The following is a 19,792-nucleotide window of genomic DNA, read 5'->3' as shown; positions in this document are numbered from 1 at the left end:
GTTAGCGCTACCATGTAGGTATCACCTTTTACGGACATGTAGAGCCGTTTACACATAGGACAGTTCGATGAGTTCAGCTTACGTTAGCAGTGATGAAATTCGTGACCAGTTTTCCAGCGCAATGTCGGCGATGTATCAGCAAGAAGTGCCGCAATACGGTACTTTGCTGTCGTTGGTGGAGGCGGTCAACCAAGAGGTACTAACCGCTAATCCTGCGCTAAACAGCGAACTACAAAATAGCGATGAGTTGGCGCGTATCAATGTTGAGCGCCACGGCGCGATTCGGGTCGGCAGCGCAGATGAGCTGGCCATATTGCGGCGCATGTTTGCGGTCATGGGGATGGCGCCGGTGGGCTATTACGACCTAGCGGCGGCGGGCGTACCGGTTCACTCCACAGCGTTTCGGCCAGTCGCGGATAGTGCACTCAAGCGTAACCCCTTCCGCGTATTTACCTCGTTATTGCGCCTTGAACTGATCGAAAAAGCTGAACTAAGAAAGCAGGCGAGTGAAATTTTGAGTGCCCGCGATATCTTCACTGCCAACGTGAAAACGCTTATCGAGCGTTTTGAGCAACAGGGCGGCCTAAGCGCCGACGATGCCAAGCAGTTTGTGCAGGAAGCGTTGGAAACGTTCCGCTGGCACGACAACGCCACCGTCGACTTGGTGACCTATGAGCGGTTGCATAACGAGCACCGGTTAATCGCTGATGTGGTCTGCTTTCGCGGCCCGCACATTAACCACTTGACCCCGCGCACGCTCGATATCGATGAGGTTCAACGGCGTATGCCTAGCGTGGGCATTGACCCCAAGGCGACTATTGAAGGCCCGCCGCGCCGTGATTGCCCGATACTGTTGCGCCAAACCAGCTTTAAAGCGCTGGAGGAGACCATCGCCTTCGCGGACGCGGCCGAGGGCAAGCATACCGCCCGCTTTGGCGAAATCGAGCAGCGCGGCATTGCGTTAACCGCTAAAGGGCGCGAGCTGTATGACCGTCTACTAGCCTCTGCCCAGCAAAATGCCCCCACGGCGGCGGAGAATGACGCCCATCAGGTGCATTTGGCGGAGGTGTTTAAGGCTTTCCCCGATGACTATCCAACGCTACGGCGTGAAGCGCTAGCATTTTTCCACTACCAAGCGGTATCGGGTGCCCGTGTCGAGGGGCCAGTGACTCCCGAGCAAGTGGACAGCCTGATCGCACAAGGCGCCATCGTAGCAACGCCGATGGTTTATGAAGATTTTTTGCCCGTGAGCGCGGCCGGTATCTTTCAGTCTAATCTGGGTGGAAGCAGCCACGATCACTATGCCAGCAACGCCAGCCAAGACCAGTTTGAGCAAGCATTGGGCGTAGCCGTTATCGATGAAATCGAGCTATATACCCAGCGCCAGCAAGCATCGCTTGAACAGGCGCTGGTGACGTTGGCGGGTTAAGTGATAGAAAAGGTGTGTCTACGATTTACCCACTAACGCATAAGGTTGATGAGAATTATGAGTCAGGGAAAGGTATTGGTCTTACACGGCCCTAATCTAAACTTACTGGGCAGTCGTCAGCCTGATATATACGGCTACGAAACGTTGGACGACGTGAATAATATGTTGCGAGAGAAAGCAGTCATGGCAGATTGGGACATTGTCTGCCTACAAAGTAATCATGAGGGGGCGTTAATTGATGCTATTCATGCCGCGCGCCTGGATGGTACCCAAGCAATTATTATTAATCCTGCGGCGTATACTCATACCTCTGTCGCCATTCTTGATGCGCTGAATGCTTTTGACGGCAAGGTGATCGAGGTGCATTTGTCCAATGTGCACAAGCGCGAAACTTTTCGCCATCACTCCTATGTCTCACTACGCGCCGATGGCGTGATTGCCGGATTAGGAGTTCAAGGCTATAAAGCTGCGCTAGAGGCGGTGATGGCTTGGGCTAATTAATATGAGACCTTATTTTCTCGATTTTATTTTTTAAAACAGGCAGGTAAATATTAATTAATGTATCAAGATCGACCCGAGCAGCATTAGTGCTGATATTGATCGCGCCTATTAAATGCTGCTTGGCGTCATGCACAGGTACAGCGATAGAACGTAAACCAGAGTCCAGTTCTTGGTCGGAAATAGCATAGCCCTGCTGCCGCACTTTCATTATCTCGTTTCGTAGTTCGCCGATATCGGTCACTGTTTTTTCGGTGTAAGGCTCTAGTGCTACCGACGAGAGGCAGTTATCAAGATCCGACTCACAGAGCTGAGCGAGTAACATGCGGCCCATAGAGGTGTGAGCTGCTGGCAGACGGGTGCCCACGGAAAGTGTAATCGCCATTAAGCGATGCTTCGCAGCCGAACGGGCTACATAGATAACATCATTACCATCTAGCACGCCAAGCGACGATGACTCTCCTGTCTCGGCGGTAATGTCTTCTAAATGTTGCTGAATAACGTCTCGATAGTTATTAGCTGATAAAAAGGCATAGCCAAGCTGCAGCACCCGGGGCGCCAGTTCAAAGTAGCGTTGTTGCTTTCGGACGTATCCCAAGGCATGCAGGGTGAGTAAGAAGCGCCTAGCCTTTGCTCTGTTCATCCCCGTCCGCGTAGCAACTTCGCTTAATGTCATACGCGGGTGCTCATGATCGAATGCCTGGATAACTTCCAGGCCGCTAGCAAGCGCCGTTACAAAGTCGCGACTGTCTTCACTCAGCATTTCTTCCTGCATTTTACTATCCATTGTCCTAACGCCTGAGATAAAAGAGTAACGTAAAAAAGTTCGCAGTGCGAACTAGTGTGTGGGGATGATTGTAAAAATGAGCTTCTCATCGGCGCAGCTGCGTGTTGCGTATTCCGGCGAACGTGACCGGTCATTCCGGTGATCGTGACCGATTTGCACACGGCCTTCACGCTGGAGAGAGTTTTGTACGCTGAGCGGTCACGATGGGTCAACCGATTCCGTTTTTTGTGCGTTGGTTTTTCTCAGTGATTCCCCTTTCAGATTGAGTCGGTGAGCGCCGTGCAGGAGCCGATCCATGATGGCGTCTGCCAGCGTGGCGGAGCCGATGTAGTCATGCCAGTGCTCCGTGGGTAACTGGCTGGCGATGAGGGTGGAGCCCCGCCCGTGTCGGTCTTCGATTACTTCCATCAGGTCCTGCCGCTGCTGCGCCGTGATCTTCTGCATGCCCCAGTCATCCAGGATCAGCAGGTTGGTCTTCAGCAACTGGTTCATCAGCCGACCGTAGCTACCATCACCGTGCGCGATGCGCACCTGCTCGAACAGGCGCGGCACTCGCAGGTAGCGCACCGAGAGGCCTTGCCGGCAGGCCTGATTGCCCAGGGCACAGGCCAGCCAGGTCTTGCCGCAACCGGTAGGCCCGGTGATGCACAGGTTCAGGGACTGGCGGATCCAGTCGCTGCTCGCCAGGGCCGCCATACGCGAGCGTTCCAGTCCCCGGGGATGACGGTAATCGATGTCTTCGATGCACGCCGGCACGCGCAGGCGGGCGGCCTTGAGCAGCCGGTCCAGCCGACGGTTTTCCCGGTGCAGCACCTCCCGATCCACTAACAGGGCAAGGCGTTCCTCGAACGCCAGGTCGTGGGTTTCCGGTTGGGCGCGTTGTTGTTCCAGGGCATCGCCCATGCCCGTCAGCTTGAGGTGGCGCAAGGTATCGAGGGTGTTGTGCGTTAGCATACGTTTCTCCGGGATCAGTGGTAGTAGTGGGGGCCGCGAACGTTGGTGTGAACCGGCAGCTCGGTCAGTTCCGGTGGCTCCTCGACCAACGGCAGCGGTAACTGATCCAGCCCCTGCTTCAGGATCGAGGTGATGCTCTGGTAACTGGCGGAGTGGATGGCCAGCGCCCGGGCACAGGCCTGCTCCAGGCGATCACGACTGTAGCGCCGACTAAGGTTCAGAAGTCCCAGGCAGGCGCGGTAACCATGTTCCGGATGAGGCCGATCCTTGAGCTGCTTCTGCACCACGCCCAGCGTGCCGGGGCCGATGTCATTGGCCCAGTTCAGGAACCGTCCCGGTGACCAGTTCTGATGGGCCTGGTGCGATTTAGGCATGTGTTCAGTCAGGGTGGCGAAGCGGCCCTTACCATGACGAGGATGTAGCGCCACTCGCTGCCCTTTGTGCATGACCTCCACGGAGGTGTCGGTCACCCGAACGTCCAGCTTCACCCCCACCAGGGCGTGGGGCACGCTGTATAGCCGCTTCTCGATCTCGATGTGATAGTCGATACCCGGCCGTGCCTTACGCCACTCGGCGTAGGTGTAGGGCGTGGCGGGGAGTGGTCGTAGTGCCGGTCGGTCGAGGGCATCGAACAGGCTTTGACGACTCTCTGTCCGTCCTTGGAACGGGCGTTGGTTCAGCGCTGGTAACAACGCGGCGATGGCGGCGTTCAACTCGGCCAGAGAGAAGAACGTCTGGTGCCGTAACCGGGCCAGGATCCAGCGCTCGACCAACAGCACGGCGGCTTCAGCCTTTGCCTTGTCCTTGGGCTTGTAGGGACGCGCGGGCAGCACCGCCGTCTGATAGTGAGCAGCCAGTTCAGCGTAAGTCTCGTTGATCTTCGGGGTGTAACGGTCCGCCTTGGTGACCGCTGCCTTGAGGTTGTCCGGAACCAGCAGTGCCGGCACCCCGCCGAAGAACGTCAGCATCCGTTGGTGGGAGGCGATCCAGTCCGGCAGGCTCTGGCTCCCGGTGGCCTCGGCGAAGGTGTAGCTGGAGGCGCCAAGCACGGCGACAAAGACCTGGGCCTGACGCATCTCTCCGGTGCTCCGGTCCACCACCGGCACGGTCGGTCCGCAGTAATCGATAAAGACCTTCTCGCCGGCCCGGTGAACCTGGCGCATGCTGCGCCGTTGCCGCCCCCGCCAGAGCCGGTAGTGGTGGCAGAATTGGCTGTAGCGGTAGGCCTTGTCGCCGTGGCGTTCCGTGTACTCGGCCCAGAGCAGTTGCAAGGTAACGCCCTTGGTCTTGAGTTCCTGGTGGACCTGGAAGTAATCCGGCTCGGCAAAGCGTGAGGGCGGTGCCTTGACGGGGAACAGCCGTACTTCCAGCCAGGCCTCATCAGCATCCTCGGGCAACGGCCAAGTGATGCCCTTCGCCTGGGCCTGGCTGACGTACTTGCCGACCACGCCTTTGGAGAGACCACAGGCGCGGGCAATGCGGTCGTGGCTCAGGCCTACTTCGTGCTTGAGGCGCAAGACCTCGATGATCTGTCGCATGGAAATCCTCGCAGCCGGCATCCGCACTTCCTCGTGATGAAAAAGAAGGGTATGCCGAATAAAGTTGAAGAATTCCAGCGTGTTGGATGTGATTCCGGGGGAACGTGACCGATGATTCCGGCAACGTGACCGGCGATTCCGGAAAACTGCCCAAAATCGGTCACGATAAAACGGAATGCGCGGTCACCATCATCCAGAACAGACGGTCACGTTCAAACGGAATGGGCGGTCACGATAGGGCGGAATACGCACGTGTCCCATATCAACAAGCTAACGTTTTTCTTGAAAGGTTAGCATCAACGTAATATCAAGATTGGCTTCGATTCTCTTGTTATCGAAAGCTACATTTTAAATCAATAATTTAACTATTTTTGCTTTGCAATATAACAGACCTACTTTGCAATTTTGCAGGGCATTTCATGAAATGGCATTTCCTGCAAAATTGCAGACTTCCAATATGACTAGTTTTGTTCTCCTTTGATCACGTACTGCAAAATTGCAGAATTATTGTAATCCGTCAGCGCCTCTAAACCGACACTTACCGCTCTTAGCTTTTGCCAATCCCCGCTGATTGTAGTGGCATAGTGAATTTGGCCACCTAATTAGAGGTGCTAATATGCACCAAGACATCACTAGCCTGGATTTCTCATAGTACCTCAGCCAGTACCGCACTCAGGCTGTAACACCGCTAAACACCTACTGGCTCGACTTACATCGGCTACTTTTTAACCACTTTCCGTCCTTCAGACACACTTCCCCCTTTCCCCCATTGCGTCGGGCCGGGGGCGCCCGAGCAGTCAGTTCGGCACCAACCGCCTGACCAGATCGGATAGCGCCGTTTTATAGGGGTAGCTGTCACTCATCAACACCCGGATTCGGCGCGTATTGCGGATGATGACCGCGCCTACTTTGATGAGCTTGAGCCTCAGGTTGCTCGGACTCATGCGCGCGAAGGGCGTGTGCTTCAGATAAGTCCGTAACCGCTCGAACAGCGTATAAGCGAAGCCCGACAAGATCAGCCGCCACTGATTGGCCCACCAGTGCGTGCTGGAGGTCCGGTCAGCAAACAGGCTCAGTTGTTGATCCTTGATCCGGTTCTCCATGTCACCCCGGGCACAGTACTGCTCGTAGTAAAGCTTGAAGCCATCATCGTAACGGGAACTGATGATAAACCGGGGATTAGAGCCTAACTCGCCTTCTTCTAGGCGGGCCACCACCCAGCGTGAGTATTTCCAGGAGTGGGCTTGATACTGGAAGCGGAACGTCTCTGCCACTTTCCCGCCCACCTCCCACTGGGTCTTGCGCACCAGCATCATGGGCACGTCCACTTCCTTGAGCAGCCGACTGTTCTTGCCGATGCCCACGATGTAGTCGATATGATGCCGATCACACCAGTTCAGCATCCGAGGGCGGCAAAAGTGGCTATCACCCCGTAACACGATGCGTGTATCGGGCCAGTACTGGCGGATAAAGCGCACCAGTAACGCCAGAATGGCCCAGCTGTGATGGCTGTCGCTGTGGTCACTGGTGCGCAGATAGCTCACTAGTAGATGGCGGCCACAGAAGACATACAGCGGGAAGTAGCAGTGGTGATCGTAATAGCGGTTAAAGAACTTCCCGGGTTGCTCACCGTGCACAGGGATATCGGTGCCATCAAAGTCCAGCACGATCTCCTTCGGGGGTGCGTCATGCTGTTCAATGAAGTGGTGCCACAGCACCTCATGGGCCTTCACCATCGCTTGTCGATCGGCGTTCTGCTCACTCCGGCACAGCGTAGACTTGCCTGCCAGCGCATTATCTTCACCGAGCGCTGTCTGAAGCGCCTGATCATAGCGTAGGGCCTCATGGTCGTTGAAATCTTCGTAGCCCGCGGCGACACCGAACACTCGCTGACGAACCAGAGTGTCGTGCTTGTGACGAACCTGTTCCGGTGCGCGGGGATCATGAAGCACGGAGGCCAAGCGGCGTGTTAGGCGATGCTGTTTATCGACTTCACGAAGCAGGAGTAATCCGGCGTCCGACGTAATGTGGCCCCCGGAGAAGTCGGCTTCAATTTGGCGGCGTGAGAGTGGCGAGAAGGTCAGCTTTTCAGGTACCATTTTGGAAGCGGCTGTTGGTGCTTGATGGATTGGTTAGGTTCTTGAAATCATAGCACTTTCAGCCGCTTTCTTTTATACCCTGTGAGAAATCCGGGCTAGCTTTTAGGATTGTTGATCCAATATCCGATTTTGCTGTTTATAGTGATGTTCGTAATGTTCTTTTTCTTGTAGTTAAGTTGATTTGGTACGGTGTAAGCCTTAGTCTTATCGCCTCGAATACTATAAGGAATACTGCAATGTTCTGGTTTGTCGCGGCTGTCGTTGCCATTTTACTGCTGCTTTATTTCTGGTATGCCACTATCGTTACACGCCGAAATGCCGCCGAAGAAGCTTTCTCTGGAATTGATGTGCAGCTTAAAAAGCGCACCGATCTGGTACCCAATATTCTTAAAATCGCTGCCCGTTTTATGGAGCACGAAAAAGCACTACTCACTGAAATTACCCAGCTGCGCACTGAAGTATTGAAGGCGGCAGAAAGAACCGACAGAGCAGGTACCGAAAAACGGTTCGATCTTGAAGCCGCGCTGGAGAGTAAGCTTTCTGGTTTGATGGTAGCCGTAGAGAACTATCCCGACCTCAAGTCTCATACCAACATGATCGAAGCCCAACGGGTATACGCGGATGTTGAAGAGCATATCTCTGCGGCTCGCCGCGGTTACAATGCTGCAAGCCGTCGTTTCAAGGATGCCATTCAAATCTTTCCGGGCTCGGTGATTGCCGCCATAATGGGATTGAAACCCTTGCCGTTCTTCCAAGTGACGGAAGCTGAACGCGCTCCTGTTAACGCGGATGATTTCCTGAAGTCATGAGTATTCTTAATACCTTTTATCAAGCGAAGGAAGCGATCAAGCAGCTTACCAATGGGACTGCCTACCGCCAACCTGAAGCGAGCACCAATCTTTCAGAAGCGGCCAGGTCGAAAATCGAGCAGGAAGTCTTGCCCTTGCTGGAGCCATTGGAACAGTTTCGTCTGGAAAAACTCGCGAGTAAGGTTCGACGCAAAAAATGGTTTATCCGCATTGGCTGGTTGCTATGGTTACCGTCAGTGGCATTTGACGTATCGATGCTGGTCTCTGGCGATCCAACGTTCTTAACCCTGATTGTGCTGGGTGGCTTTGCTGTTTGGGTCTTCTATCCCGAGTTCCAATACATACGGCACTACAAGAAAAAGCTGATCCCTGTACTTGTTCGAGCGTTCGGTGAGTACGACTACAAGGCTGACGGCTGCATAGACATGGATGCCGTCAAGTCGTTCGAAATAATGCCTTCGTTTTCAAGTAAGAGTAGCGAAGATTACATCAAGGGTGAAGTTGAGGGTGTGAAGTTTGAATTCTGCGAGCTCAAACTTGAACGTCGTGGCAACAAGTCCAATATCAATGTCCATCGTGGAGGAGCGCTGCTTATTACTATGCCCTTCCAGTTTAGTGGCTATACCGTGGTCAAGACGGACTATGGGAAACTGGGCAACCTGTTGTCGAGATCATTAGCCAAAACCAGGGTGGAGCTAGAGAATCCTGAATTTGAAGATCGTTACGAGGTGTTTGGCTCTGACCAGCAGTATGCCCGATATCTCCTGTCACCGGCTTTGATGGAGCAGATCATTGCACTCGATGACCTGTTCCGGGCACGCGCTAAGGGGTCGGGACTTACTTGTGAGTTCCGTGACGATAAAGCATTGTTTATGCTGTCGTATTTCGGAGACTTGATGAATGTAGGAGATATTGATGTGTCTGCCTACGATTTGGATAAGATGCCATTACTGGAGCAGGAGCTTGCTATGATTTTTGGCATCATACAGCAACTGAAGTTGGATTCATTGGCAGCCCGAAATGTTGCCAGTGACCGTCTAGCAGGAGTGTAAGTTGTTGACCTCATCCCTAGCCTGGATTTCTCATAGTACCTCAGCCAGTACCGCACTCAGGCTGTAACACCGCTAAACACCTACTGGCTCGACTTACATCGGCTACTTTTTAACCACTTTCCGTCCTTCAGACACACTTCCCCCTTTCCCCCATTGCGTCGGGCCGGGGGCGCCCGAGCAGTCAGTTCGGCACCAACCGCCTGACCAGATCGGATAGCGCCGTTTTATAGGGGTAGCTGTCACTCATCAACACCCGGATTCGGCGCGTATTGCGGATGATGACCGCGCCTACTTTGATGAGCTTGAGCCTCAGGTTGCTCGGACTCATGCGCGCGAAGGGCGTGTGCTTCAGATAAGTCCGTAACCGCTCGAACAGCGTATAAGCGAAGCCCGACAAGATCAGCCGCCACTGATTGGCCCACCAGTGCGTGCTGGAGGTCCGGTCAGCAAACAGGCTCAGTTGTTGATCCTTGATCCGGTTCTCCATGTCACCCCGGGCACAGTACTGCTCGTAGTAAAGCTTGAAGCCATCATCGTAACGGGAACTGATGATAAACCGGGGATTAGAGCCTAACTCGCCTTCTTCTAGGCGGGCCACCACCCAGCGTGAGTATTTCCAGGAGTGGGCTTGATACTGGAAGCGGAACGTCTCTGCCACTTTCCCGCCCACCTCCCACTGGGTCTTGCGCACCAGCATCATGGGCACGTCCACTTCCTTGAGCAGCCGACTGTTCTTGCCGATGCCCACGATGTAGTCGATATGATGCCGATCACACCAGTTCAGCATCCGAGGGCGGCAAAAGTGGCTATCACCCCGTAACACGATGCGTGTATCGGGCCAGTACTGGCGGATAAAGCGCACCAGTAACGCCAGAATGGCCCAGCTGTGATGGCTGTCGCTGTGGTCACTGGTGCGCAGATAGCTCACTAGTAGATGGCGGCCACAGAAGACATACAGCGGGAAGTAGCAGTGGTGATCGTAATAGCGGTTAAAGAACTTCCCGGGTTGCTCACCGTGCACAGGGATATCGGTGCCATCAAAGTCCAGCACGATCTCCTTCGGGGGTGCGTCATGCTGTTCAATGAAGTGGTGCCACAGCACCTCATGGGCCTTCACCATCGCTTGTCGATCGGCGTTCTGCTCACTCCGGCACAGCGTAGACTTGCCTGCCAGCGCATTATCTTCACCGAGCGCTGTCTGAAGCGCCTGATCATAGCGTAGGGCCTCATGGTCGTTGAAATCTTCGTAGCCCGCGGCGACACCGAACACTCGCTGACGAACCAGAGTGTCGTGCTTGTGACGAACCTGTTCCGGTGCGCGGGGATCATGAAGCACGGAGGCCAAGCGGCGTGTTAGGCGATGCTGTTTATCGACTTCACGAAGCAGGAGTAATCCGGCGTCCGACGTAATGTGGCCCCCGGAGAAGTCGGCTTCAATTTGGCGGCGTGAGAGTGGCGAGAAGGTCAGCTTTTCAGGTACCATTTTGGAAGCGGCTGTTGGTGCTTGATGGATTGGTTAGGTTCTTGAAATCATAGCACTTTCAGCCGCTTTCTTTTATACCCTGTGAGAAATCCGGGCTAGAAGTATGAAAATTTTGAACTCGCGACTAAGCGCTTTTTGAACCAAAATGAAGAGAGCTTGAGTTAAACTTAGCTACTATGAGTTACATAGCTACGAGCAAACAGGTATGATAACGCTAAGAATTAGTGGTGCTTTTTATCATAGAAAAATGAGAATGGGTTGCCGGGGTGCTTACGTTATTGATTACGGCTGTCCAGTGAAATGGTTAAAAAAAGGCTGGAAAGTGTGAGTGTTTAATCAGTTCATATTGATAATTAATAACTAGAAATAATGACCGTTACCTATAAGTTATGTTTTAAGTTTCAATGAGGGCAAGGGAAGGTGTATGGATAATAAAGACATGAACAAAGCAGGCGACATAACACTTGTTGACTTTGTGGTGCTCTTGCTCCGTCAATGGAGGGTGATGTTGAGCTGTATCATGATAGTGTTAATGATTACTGCGCTAGTTATTTTTTTAAAGCCAGTTAAGTATGGATTTACAACGATGTATAGTGTCGCTTCCTATGAAATAGTTGAAGGCGTGAAGCGAGGGTTAGAAACACCTGAGGAAGTTATTGCGAAAGTTAATAATGTTTTTTTAGAACAGCAGCGGCGTAACATGCTGTCAGACAGCAATGTTTCCGAGCTGCCTTTCGTGGTCAATGTTAATAATCCGCAGAATACTCTTCTATTAAGAGTGACCAGTGTATCAGAAGAAAAATTTCAACCGCTTATCGAGCGCTTTCATGATGGGCTTGTCAAAACGATAGAAGATGACCAAAGAAATTCAGTTAATATGCTCAAGAATAATCTTCAATATCAATTCGAAGCGTATTCAGAAGCATTAGAGGCTGCTCGCACCAGCAGCAGTGAAACGGCTGGTGAGCTTGAGGCCGCCTATTTTGAAAAAATGTTTTTACTAGAACGCCGAATTGACAGCATTAATGAAGGCGAGGCATCACAGCTTGCAGTAAGAAGCTTGGAGCCAGTTGGGTTGGGGAGAAGCTTTATCGTCGCAGTAGGCTTGTTATTAGCGTTGCTATTCGCACCCATTGCTGCGGTAATGAGCATTTTTGCGAAAAAAGTGCGCGTTGCTTACCAACGTGGCGATTAGTCATGGATGTAAAGGTTAAGACCTGCCTTGATATCACACTATTGATATTTCTGGTGTTATGGCCAGCAGTAGATACCTTGAATGGCTACTTCTATTACCAGGAGACGGCAATACCGAGTATATCTGCTCCTTATAAAGCAATAGGCTTCATTGGTGTTGTGCTGATGCTGCTGGTATACCACCCTTGGCGCTTTTTTCAATTGTTAATCATGATCACATTGGTAGTGGCTAGTATTGCCTACCAACTGCTTGTCTATGGTGCTGTAACGGAAAGTATTACCTGGGCTGTACGAGGCCTTTTAACGCTTGCACTGTTGTTTTATCTGATAGGTGAGAGTGTTAATGGTGGCTTTTGGAGTGGTAGAAAGATAGCTGCGCTGATGCTTTTATACTTTGTCGCTATGGCGGCGAATGTCACTCTGGGTGTTTTTGGTATAGGGGAATCTCAGTACGCTGGTGGAATAGGCGGTAAGGGCTTTATTATTGCTGGTAATGAAATGAGTTATTTAATGCTTGCTTCAGCAAGCATCGTTCTTTTTTATTTCGCTGAAAATAGAAACGTTTGGATACTCTCAGGTGTATTTCTGGTGCTGCTGCTTTTTTTCCTGATGAAGGCCACTAAAGTTGCCATGATTGGGATTTGTCTTGCCTATTTATATGCTTTGATTCACGGCGGTTACTTTAATGTAAAACGTATTCCTGTCATTTATATATTAGGCCTTTTGGGTGCGTTCGCTATATTGGTGCTTGGGTATCAGTTTATTCAAGTTACTGGCTTACTTGATCGAATCTTATACCTTTACAGCCTGCATGGCGGTATCTGGGGGGCGCTACTTAGTGGTCGCATTGCCTTCTTGCAAGATGCCTTTGATCAAGTGGTTATCAATTTTAATTTTCTTGATATCTTTCTCGGTGCTGGTGTAGGTCACTTGTTAGCAGTTAGAGGTTCGTTGGTCGAAATTGATTTAGTCGATGTGTTTATTGCTTTTGGAATAGTAGGGCCGCTTGTTTTTTATTTGCCGTGGTTGTTGATGCTTAAGTGGTCAGCTCAATTATTCGCAATTAGTCCAAAAGATGGCATTTGCTTTATTTTGTTGGCTATTACACTGATAGGTGTCAGCTTAACCGCGGGGCATGTGGTGAATTCCGGCATCGCGTCCAGCGCTACCGCTTTTTTAGTCAGCTATGTCTATAGAGTGAAAGAGAAGCACACCTCGTTTCAAGGAGAAGGTAGATGAGAATTTTGATGGTAGCTTCTTTTGGCGGTCATTTTATACAGCTTAAGCGTTTGTATAAACAAATTAAGAGTGAAGCGAACGATGGTGATGCAACGTTCGTTTTTGCCGTCACTGAACAGGATGTTCAGGTGGATGATGTAAAAGCGCTCTACTTCACGAATGTGCATCGCGATAGTGGAATATGGAATATTCTAGGAGCCTTTCGCCAAGCGTCAGCACTGCTTAAGCAGGCTAAGCCGGATGTCGTTATCTCAACCGGTGCGTTACCGGGGCTTATCGTTTGTTTTGTGGCTAAGTTAAAAGGTAATAAAGTCATTTGGCTAGATAGCATGGCTAATTATCAGAAGCTGTCTTTTTCAGGCAATATCGCAAAATTTTTCTGCGACGTATGCCTAACCCAGTGGGAGCATTTATCTGAGAACGACAAGCGCATTGGTTACTGGGGGAAAGTATTATGATCTTTATCACCGTGGGTACCCAGCTGCCTTTTGATCGACTGCTTGAGTATTTTGACGAATGGCGTACTGAGGTTGGCTACACAGGTAAGGTGGTTGCCCAGATAGGCGAAGACAGCCACTTTAGTAGTCCTTTGATAGAGATTTTTAAAACATTATCAAGCGAACAGTACTATTACTGGTTCTGCCAGGCAGACGGTATTGTGTCTCATACAGGGATGGGCAGCATTTTGTCATGTCTCGATCATGATAAAAGAGGCGTGTTTTTACCTCGCCAATATGCCTTAGGCGAGCATCGAAACGATCATCAGCTTGATACTGCTCAAGCCTTTGCTGGTAAATATCCCACGCTGGAATTTTGTGCAGACAAGCCCGCTTTCTTTAGTGCCCTAAACAAGCTTATTGCTACACATGACTCTCAGGTGGCAACGGTAGACAAAGAAAGCAGCAGCGAGCTAGGCGATAATATTGCGACATACCTTGGTATAAAAAGACCCTTGCTGTGAGCCATGTTTTGCTTTGGACTAATATGTATCCAACGGCGTCAGCACCGCACTACGGTACATTTGTGCGTTCAACTGAGCAGGCGTGGAGAAAAGCTCTCGGTGATGAAAATGTCGAGTTAGTGGCTATTAAAGAAAAGCCTAGCGGTGCGCTAAGTAAAATAAAACTTTACGCTGGTCTGCTGGGCCGCTGCTGTGTGTCGCTTTTTAAGCAGCCAGTGGGAACCGTGCTCGAGGTGCATTACCCCGTCTACTTTCTACCTATTTTGTATTTAGCGAGTTTGATGAAGGCTAAGCGCTTTTACATCGTACTGCGTTTTCATGGCACCGATTTGGATCAAATCGTGCAGTCGTCACTGTTTCGCATGCTTTTTCAGCGCATACAAAAAAGAATTGACCTGTGTGTTGCGCCTTCAGACTACTTTCGCCAAAAACTAAGCCATGAGCTTCATTTTCCCATTGAGCGGATCATTAAAGTTTACCCTGATAACATTGGTGAGGAGTTCATTGCCGCCAGTAAGGCACTGAATATCAGTACCGAAGACGCCTTTACGATTGGCTGTGTTTCAAGGTTGGAGCTCAATAAAAACTGCCAAGAGCTACTGCACGCCTTTGCGGAGCTAACAATACCCAACAAGCGTTTGGTGATGATTGGTGATGGTACTCAACGGCAAGCGCTAGAAATGTTAGCGGAGCGGCTCAATGTAAGGGAGCTTGTTACATTTACAGGGGCACTTCCGCGTACCAAACTGCCGAATAAAATTGCTCAGTTTTCTGTGTTTGTATTTCCTTCTGTTAAAGAAAGTTTTGGTTTAGTCGCAGTAGAGGCGCTTGCGTGCGGCGTACCCGTGATTGCTAACGCCAAGCTGCACGCAGCAAAGGAGTATTTAGAAGAAGCAAGAAATGGCTTTTTTTATGAAAATGGGAAAGAAGGGCTCCGAGAAGCCATAGAGACGTTTTATGCTCTGTCACCAGCCCAGCGCTTGGCGCTATCAGAGCAGTCCATGTTGGTAGGCAGGCAATTTAGTTACGAACAGGTCTTTACGCAAGGCGTGAGTCTAATTCTGGGTAGGCAGCAGGGCGCTAGCCAATGATGAAAAAACACGTGCCAGGAGATAACAGCAATGGGTAATCCAAAAACAATGACGTTTTCGGAGCGTTACCCGCCGCAGGTGGTCTTTCCGTTTTTCGATGTGTTCTCTATTTTTGTTGGTGGTTGGCTAGCGCACTTTTTGCGCTTCGGCTCATTTCAGCTCCATGAGCGATATGTATTGGCGCTGATCTGCATCGCATTGCTGGTACTAGTGATCAATAGTATGTCAGATAGCTATAAACGTTGGCGTATCACGCCCATTTATCACATGCTGGCAAAGCTCTTGTTGGTCTGGTTAGCCGTTGGAATTACTGCCGCATCCTTAATTTATTTCGCTCACGCCGCAGAGCGTTACTCAAGGCTGTGGATAGGGTTAACGCTAGTGGCGTCTTTTCTAATGGCGGGAGGTGCGCGACTACTGGTTCAGTTAGGGCTACGGCATGTGCGTTTACGGGGTGGTGCGCGTCGGCCTGTATTTCTAATTGGGCCAAGTCAAAACGTGCTCGATGTTGCCAAGGGAATTCGTAGTGCCTCCTGGGAAGGCCACACGATTGCCGGAGTCGAGCGTATTAAATCACCATTGAACAGTGTCTGTATTGATCGCATCGCTCGGCGTATTAGTGAATCTAATGCCCGCGAAGTGTGGATCTGCGTACCGTTTGAAATGGGGGAAACGGTACGGGGGCTGTTTTACGCGCTGCGTAACCATACCGCAGAAGTGCGTTTTATACCCGCTTTTCAAGATATGCACTTGCTGAACCATCGCATGTCGGAAGTGGCGGGTCATTACGCTATAGATTTAAGTGTTTCGCCAATGAGTGGCATGTCACGATTTATCAAGCGCTCTGAAGATATTGTGATCGGGTCGCTAATTTCCCTGCTTATATTGCCGGTATGTGTAGCGATTGCATTAGCCATTAAGTTTACATCGCCAGGGCCAATACTTTTCAAGCAGTACCGAGAAGGCTCCAACGGGCGGCACTTTAAGGTCTATAAGTTTCGTTCAATGCATGTGCACAATGAAAATGATGGGCAGGTTACCCAAGCCAAGAAAAACGATAGTCGTATTACAAAAATTGGTGCGTTTTTAAGGCGTACATCGCTTGATGAGTTGCCGCAGTTCTTTAATGTACTGCAGGGAAGAATGTCGATAGTAGGGCCGCGCCCCCATGCATTGGCTCATAACGAGCAGTATAAAGAGTTGGTTGAGTCTTATATGCGACGCCACAAGGTAAAGCCTGGCATTACTGGCTGGGCGCAGGTCAACGGTTTGCGCGGAGAAACGGACACCTTACAAAAAATGCAACGTCGCGTTGAGTATGATCTTTGGTACATCGATAACTGGTCTTTATGGCTAGATCTAAAGATCATTGTAATGACTATTTTTAAAGGTTTTATCAATAAAAACGCTTACTAATAGAATGATGTTGACGTAACCTTTTCAAGGTAGTGGTTGGCTCGGCAGTAGAAGCCCTGTAATAATGTAAGACTGTGTGAAGGCTTATCGGCTTTTGCGAGTGTTCAACAGTCATCAGGAACCTTGCTTTAATGGTGTCTCAAAAATCGCCTACAAACGGCACGTTATACGCGCCACACTGGTTAACTAGTGTGGCGATTTTTCTGTTAGGTGCCCTGTCTCTGGTGATCCCCAGTGGCTATTCGCTGGGGGCTGTGGTTCTGTTTATCGCGGGCGTTGGTCTTTTGATAATGAGAGCCTTGCCGCAGCTTACTGGCCAGGATCGTTGGGTCATCGCCGCTTTATTAGCCTATGCATTTGTTAGCCTTGCTGAAGCCTGGTGGGACGCTCAAGGCAGCAGGGGGATTGATAAACCCATCCGCTTTATACTCGCCGTCCCTGCTCTGTGGTGGGTGATTGCCCATCCGCCTAAACTGGCTTTTTTGTGGGGGGGGATTGCCGTTGGAGCAATATCCGCTGGCAGTTGGGCGGGGTGGCAAAAGCTGTTTGAAGGCGTTGCACGCGCAGGTGGCCACACCCACGTTATCCAGTTCGGCAACCTAAGTATGTTGCTTGGGGTGCCCCCAGTGTCAGGATGAGTGTCGCACCCTCTGATACCCTGTTCTTATAAACCGATCAGGGGGCGAAAGGAGACACTCATGCCTCGTTACTCTGAGGAGCGCCGGCAAGCCGTAGTGACCAAGCTGCTGCCTCCCCACAACCTCTCCCCGAAGGTGATCGCGGAGCAGGAAGGGATCTCGCTGGGCACCGTCTACAAGTGGCGCAAGGAAGCCCGCGCTGAGGGGCGGTGCCTGCCGGATGCTCTGGGCAAGGGCGCCGATGGCTGGTCGTCCAAGGACAAGTTCAACGCCGTGCTTGAGACCGCCTCGATGAACGTCCAGGAGGCTGCGGAATACTGCCGCCGCCGGGGCATCTATCCCGAGCAGCTGGAGCGGTGGCGCCACGACTGCGAGCAAGCCGCCAGCCTCTCCCAGTCAGAACGCCAACGTGAGGCCGACGAGGCCAAGCAGCAACGCAAGCGCATCAAGGCGCTGGAGAAGGAGCTCGCCCGCAAGAACGAGGCCCTGGCAGAAACCGCGGCGTTACTGGCCCTCAGAAAAAAGGCGAGGGCGATCTGGGGGGACGAGGACGCATGATCAGCACCCCAGATCGCCAACGCGCCATCGCGCTGATCGAAGACGCCCGGGCCCAGGGGGCCCGCCTGGACGCCGCCTGCCGCGAACTCGGCATCACCGCCAGAACATACCAGCGCTGGACGCGCGACGGCGAGCTACGCGAGGACCAGCGCCCTTTGGTCGACCGGCCGGTGCCGGCTAACGCGCTGACACCGGCCGAAGAGCAGGAGATTCTCGACGTGTGCCACCGCCCCGAGTACGCGAGCCTGCCGCCAGAGCAGATCGTGGTGCGCCTGTTCGACGAAGAGCAGCGCTACGTGGCATCCCCCTCGTCGTTCTACCGCGTCCTGCACAAGCACCGAGAAGTGGTGCATCGTGGCCGCGCCAAAGTACCTCAGCGCCGCGCCAAGCCCACGACCTACCAGGCCACCGCGCCGAACCAGGTGTGGTCGTGGGATTGCACATGGATGGGCGGTCCGATCAAGGGGCAGTACTACTACCTGGTGATGCTGCTCGACATCTATAGCCGCAAGATCACCGGCTGGGAAGTGTTCCTGGCCGAGTCGGCCCACAACTCCCGTACCGTGCTGGAGCGGGCGGTGCTGGCCGAGCAGATCATCGATCAGCCGCTGGTGTTGCATGCGGACAACGGCAGCCCCTTCAAGGGTGCGACGCTGCTGGAGAAGCTGCATGACCTTGGCATCACGCCATCGTTCAGCCGGCCGCGGGTCTCCAATGATAACCCCTACTCGGAGGCGCTGTTTCGCACCTGTAAATACCGGCCTTGCTACCCAGTTGATGGGTTCGCCACGGTCGACGACGCCCGTGAGTGGGTGGCCAGCTTCGTGCAGTGGTACAACCACGAGCATCGCCACAGCGGGATCCGCCTGGTGACACCGGCACAGCGACATGCTGGCGAGGATACTAGCGTGCTGGCAAAGCGGCATGCCATCAATCAGGCAGCGCGTGCGGCCAACCCCGCTCGTTGGAGCGGCAAGACCCGCAATTGGACGCCGATTGGCACCGTATCTCTTAACCCGGAGCGGGAGCTCCAGGTCACCGTCGCTGAACCGGAAAAACAGGTGGCCTGAATGATCTCAGAGGCGACAGATTTCTTGACAACTACCGCGTTTCCCCTGTCTTTTTCTAAGTTACTCAATTCAAAGCATTCATACCTCTACCGGCGCGGGCTCACAAATCTTCGATTTGTGGGCATCGCGTCGGTCAACAAGCGAAGCGCGTTAGTGCTGAGGGATAGCAGAAAAAGTGATTGAGTCTCTATTACTGTATTAGGAAACAAGGAAAAGGAAGTAAGGAAACAAGAGAACAAGGGGGAATTTGTCTGTAGGGTGAGTGTTGAAATATACAGTGCGTAGCTTATTGATATAGCTGATAAAAAAAACGGTTATTTGGTTAAAATAACATTATGCAGTGGATGCGTATCAGTATTGCAGTGGATACGAACCAGTTTTGCAGTGGATACGTATCAGTTCTGCAGTGGATGCGTATCAGTTCTGCAGTGGATACGTACCAGTACGAACAACTTGCAGTGGATACGAACCAGTACTGCAGTGGATACGAACCAGTTTTGCAGTGGATGCGTACCAGTTAGATCAATGTGCAGTGGATGCGAACCAGTTTTGCAGTGGATACGCACCAGTTTTGCAGTGGATACGCACCAGTTTTGCAGTGGATACGAACCAGTTGATCTAACTTGCAGTGGATACGTACCAGTTTTGCAGTGGGTACGAACCAGTTGATCTAACTTGCAGTGGATACGTACCAGTTTTGCAGTGGATGCGAACCAGCTGTTGACGCAATTCTTGTGGAAATGCTCGCTATATTTAAGCGTAAGGCTGCGGTGCATCGCTATTATGATTCACTTGGCAAAAACAGCTTTATCGCTTGAATATAACATGCTGTTATTTATAGGTTTTATAAACTTGCAGTGGATACGAACCAGTAGTGGCCCCAAAAGCGGCCTCTCCTCGTTTGACACAGCCATCATTACAATGTAGCGCTGCTTTTTGGTGTTTTTCGGTTTTAAGGTGGAGTGATATGCTGGGT

Annotated in this window: 17 protein-coding genes; 12 read left to right on the top strand and 5 right to left on the bottom strand. The window is 51.7% G+C overall.

From position 1 onward, the window contains the following. Positions 1-67 precede the first annotated feature (67 nt). Positions 68-1,429: a 2-oxoadipate dioxygenase/decarboxylase HglS gene (gene hglS, locus ACQE2I_RS17765; RefSeq protein ID WP_427029311.1), complete on the top strand. Its 1,362-nt coding sequence runs from the start codon at positions 68-70 to the stop codon at positions 1,427-1,429. Between the two features lie 57 nt (positions 1,430-1,486). Next, positions 1,487-1,930 (top strand): type II 3-dehydroquinate dehydratase, encoded by a 444-nt coding sequence (gene aroQ, locus ACQE2I_RS17760; RefSeq protein ID WP_427029310.1) that lies wholly within the window; start codon positions 1,487-1,489, stop codon positions 1,928-1,930. On the opposite strand, the gene ACQE2I_RS17755 is transcribed toward aroQ, so the two are convergent. The 4 genes from ACQE2I_RS17755 to ACQE2I_RS17740 all read right to left on the bottom strand — a co-directional run bounded on the left by ACQE2I_RS17755 (position 1,923) and on the right by ACQE2I_RS17740 (position 7,305). Next, positions 1,923-2,702: an IclR family transcriptional regulator domain-containing protein gene (locus ACQE2I_RS17755; protein WP_427029309.1), complete on the bottom strand. Its 780-nt coding sequence runs from the start codon at positions 2,700-2,702 to the stop codon at positions 1,923-1,925. The genes aroQ and ACQE2I_RS17755 overlap by 8 nt on opposite strands. A 210-nt stretch (positions 2,703-2,912) precedes the next feature. Beyond that, entirely contained in the window at positions 2,913-3,668 is a 756-nt protein-coding gene (gene istB, locus ACQE2I_RS17750; protein ID WP_022522218.1) for an IS21-like element helper ATPase IstB, read from the bottom strand. Between the two features lie 14 nt (positions 3,669-3,682). Next, positions 3,683-5,227, bottom strand: a complete 1,545-nt coding sequence (gene istA, locus ACQE2I_RS17745; protein WP_289109332.1) for an IS21 family transposase — start codon at positions 5,225-5,227, stop codon at positions 3,683-3,685. A 776-nt stretch (positions 5,228-6,003) separates the two neighbouring features. After that, positions 6,004-7,305 carry an IS1380 family transposase gene (locus tag ACQE2I_RS17740; RefSeq protein ID WP_427029308.1) on the bottom strand — a complete coding sequence of 434 codons (1,302 nt, stop codon included), beginning with the start codon at positions 7,303-7,305 and terminating at the stop codon, positions 6,004-6,006. 236 nt (positions 7,306-7,541) lie between these two features. Between ACQE2I_RS17740 and ACQE2I_RS17735 the strand changes: the two genes are divergently transcribed. Further along, the gene (locus tag ACQE2I_RS17735; RefSeq protein WP_192539932.1) at positions 7,542-8,114 is read left to right on the top strand and encodes a LemA family protein; all 573 of its coding nucleotides are present in this window, start codon (positions 7,542-7,544) and stop codon (positions 8,112-8,114) included. Next, positions 8,111-9,166 (top strand): DUF3137 domain-containing protein, encoded by a 1,056-nt coding sequence (locus ACQE2I_RS17730; RefSeq protein WP_192539933.1) that lies wholly within the window; start codon positions 8,111-8,113, stop codon positions 9,164-9,166. Before ACQE2I_RS17735 ends, ACQE2I_RS17730 begins: the two co-directional genes overlap by 4 nt. Positions 9,167-9,347: 181 nt before the next feature. Here the strand turns inward: ACQE2I_RS17730 and ACQE2I_RS17725 are convergent, their stop codons facing one another. Beyond that, the gene (locus ACQE2I_RS17725; protein ID WP_427029308.1) at positions 9,348-10,649 is read right to left on the bottom strand and encodes an IS1380 family transposase; all 1,302 of its coding nucleotides are present in this window, start codon (positions 10,647-10,649) and stop codon (positions 9,348-9,350) included. A 424-nt stretch (positions 10,650-11,073) separates the two neighbouring features. On the opposite strand from ACQE2I_RS17725, the gene ACQE2I_RS17720 reads away from it, so the two are divergent. The 8 genes from ACQE2I_RS17720 (at position 11,074) to ACQE2I_RS17685 (ending at position 18,816) form a co-directional block, all read left to right on the top strand. Continuing rightward, a complete protein-coding gene (locus tag ACQE2I_RS17720; protein WP_427029306.1) occupies positions 11,074-11,844 on the top strand; it encodes a lipopolysaccharide biosynthesis protein in 771 nt (256 codons plus the stop codon). A 2-nt stretch (positions 11,845-11,846) separates the two neighbouring features. Next, a complete protein-coding gene (locus ACQE2I_RS17715; RefSeq protein ID WP_427029305.1) occupies positions 11,847-13,082 on the top strand; it encodes a hypothetical protein in 1,236 nt (411 codons plus the stop codon). Then, on the top strand, positions 13,079-13,540 hold the full coding sequence (locus ACQE2I_RS17710; protein ID WP_427029304.1) for an oligosaccharide biosynthesis protein Alg14: 462 nt from the start codon (positions 13,079-13,081) through the stop codon (positions 13,538-13,540). Before ACQE2I_RS17715 ends, ACQE2I_RS17710 begins: the two co-directional genes overlap by 4 nt. Then, positions 13,537-14,043 carry a glycosyltransferase gene (locus ACQE2I_RS17705; protein ID WP_427029303.1) on the top strand — a complete coding sequence of 169 codons (507 nt, stop codon included), beginning with the start codon at positions 13,537-13,539 and terminating at the stop codon, positions 14,041-14,043. Before ACQE2I_RS17710 ends, ACQE2I_RS17705 begins: the two co-directional genes overlap by 4 nt. Next, positions 14,040-15,134, top strand: coding sequence for a glycosyltransferase family 4 protein (locus tag ACQE2I_RS17700; RefSeq protein ID WP_427029302.1), 1,095 nt, complete (start codon positions 14,040-14,042; stop codon positions 15,132-15,134). Before ACQE2I_RS17705 ends, ACQE2I_RS17700 begins: the two co-directional genes overlap by 4 nt. A 30-nt stretch (positions 15,135-15,164) precedes the next feature. Continuing rightward, positions 15,165-16,550 carry an undecaprenyl-phosphate glucose phosphotransferase gene (locus tag ACQE2I_RS17695; RefSeq protein ID WP_427029301.1) on the top strand — a complete coding sequence of 462 codons (1,386 nt, stop codon included), beginning with the start codon at positions 15,165-15,167 and terminating at the stop codon, positions 16,548-16,550. A gap of 131 nt (positions 16,551-16,681) precedes the next feature. After that, positions 16,682-17,188: a hypothetical protein gene (locus tag ACQE2I_RS17690; protein WP_427029300.1), complete on the top strand. Its 507-nt coding sequence runs from the start codon at positions 16,682-16,684 to the stop codon at positions 17,186-17,188. Between the two features lie 60 nt (positions 17,189-17,248). Further along, positions 17,249-18,816 (top strand): IS3 family transposase gene (locus ACQE2I_RS17685; RefSeq protein ID WP_427029054.1). Its coding sequence is split into 2 segments (ribosomal slippage): positions 17,249-17,714 and positions 17,714-18,816, totalling 1,569 coding nucleotides; the frame shifts between segments, so codons are not numbered across the junction. The last annotated feature ends 976 nt before the right edge of the window (positions 18,817-19,792 follow it).

The organism is Halomonas sp. H2 (assembly GCF_050215315.1).
GTDB lineage: Bacteria > Pseudomonadota > Gammaproteobacteria > Pseudomonadales > Halomonadaceae > Vreelandella.
The sequence above is the reverse complement of the archived record's forward strand: the minus strand, read 5'-3'. Positions and strand labels throughout refer to the sequence as shown.

Bases quoted from the DNA above. Each gene is read 5' to 3' on its own strand.
- hglS (WP_427029311.1), top strand. From the start codon at position 68: ATGAGTTCAGCTTACGTTAGCAGTGATGAAATTCGTGACCAGTTTTCC.
- aroQ (WP_427029310.1), top strand. From the start codon at position 1,487: ATGAGTCAGGGAAAGGTATTGGTCTTACACGGCCCTAATCTAAACTTA.
- ACQE2I_RS17755 (WP_427029309.1), bottom strand. From the start codon at position 2,702: ATGCAGGAAGAAATGCTGAGTGAAGACAGTCGCGACTTTGTAACGGCG.
- istB (WP_022522218.1), bottom strand. From the start codon at position 3,668: ATGCTAACGCACAACACCCTCGATACCTTGCGCCACCTCAAGCTGACG.
- istA (WP_289109332.1), bottom strand. From the start codon at position 5,227: ATGCCGGCTGCGAGGATTTCCATGCGACAGATCATCGAGGTCTTGCGC.
- ACQE2I_RS17740 (WP_427029308.1), bottom strand. From the start codon at position 7,305: ATGGTACCTGAAAAGCTGACCTTCTCGCCACTCTCACGCCGCCAAATT.
- ACQE2I_RS17735 (WP_192539932.1), top strand. From the start codon at position 7,542: ATGTTCTGGTTTGTCGCGGCTGTCGTTGCCATTTTACTGCTGCTTTAT.
- ACQE2I_RS17730 (WP_192539933.1), top strand. From the start codon at position 8,111: ATGAGTATTCTTAATACCTTTTATCAAGCGAAGGAAGCGATCAAGCAG.
- ACQE2I_RS17725 (WP_427029308.1), bottom strand. From the start codon at position 10,649: ATGGTACCTGAAAAGCTGACCTTCTCGCCACTCTCACGCCGCCAAATT.
- ACQE2I_RS17720 (WP_427029306.1), top strand. From the start codon at position 11,074: ATGGATAATAAAGACATGAACAAAGCAGGCGACATAACACTTGTTGAC.
- ACQE2I_RS17715 (WP_427029305.1), top strand. From the start codon at position 11,847: ATGGATGTAAAGGTTAAGACCTGCCTTGATATCACACTATTGATATTT.
- ACQE2I_RS17710 (WP_427029304.1), top strand. From the start codon at position 13,079: ATGAGAATTTTGATGGTAGCTTCTTTTGGCGGTCATTTTATACAGCTT.
- ACQE2I_RS17705 (WP_427029303.1), top strand. From the start codon at position 13,537: ATGATCTTTATCACCGTGGGTACCCAGCTGCCTTTTGATCGACTGCTT.
- ACQE2I_RS17695 (WP_427029301.1), top strand. From the start codon at position 15,165: ATGGGTAATCCAAAAACAATGACGTTTTCGGAGCGTTACCCGCCGCAG.
- ACQE2I_RS17690 (WP_427029300.1), top strand. From the start codon at position 16,682: ATGGTGTCTCAAAAATCGCCTACAAACGGCACGTTATACGCGCCACAC.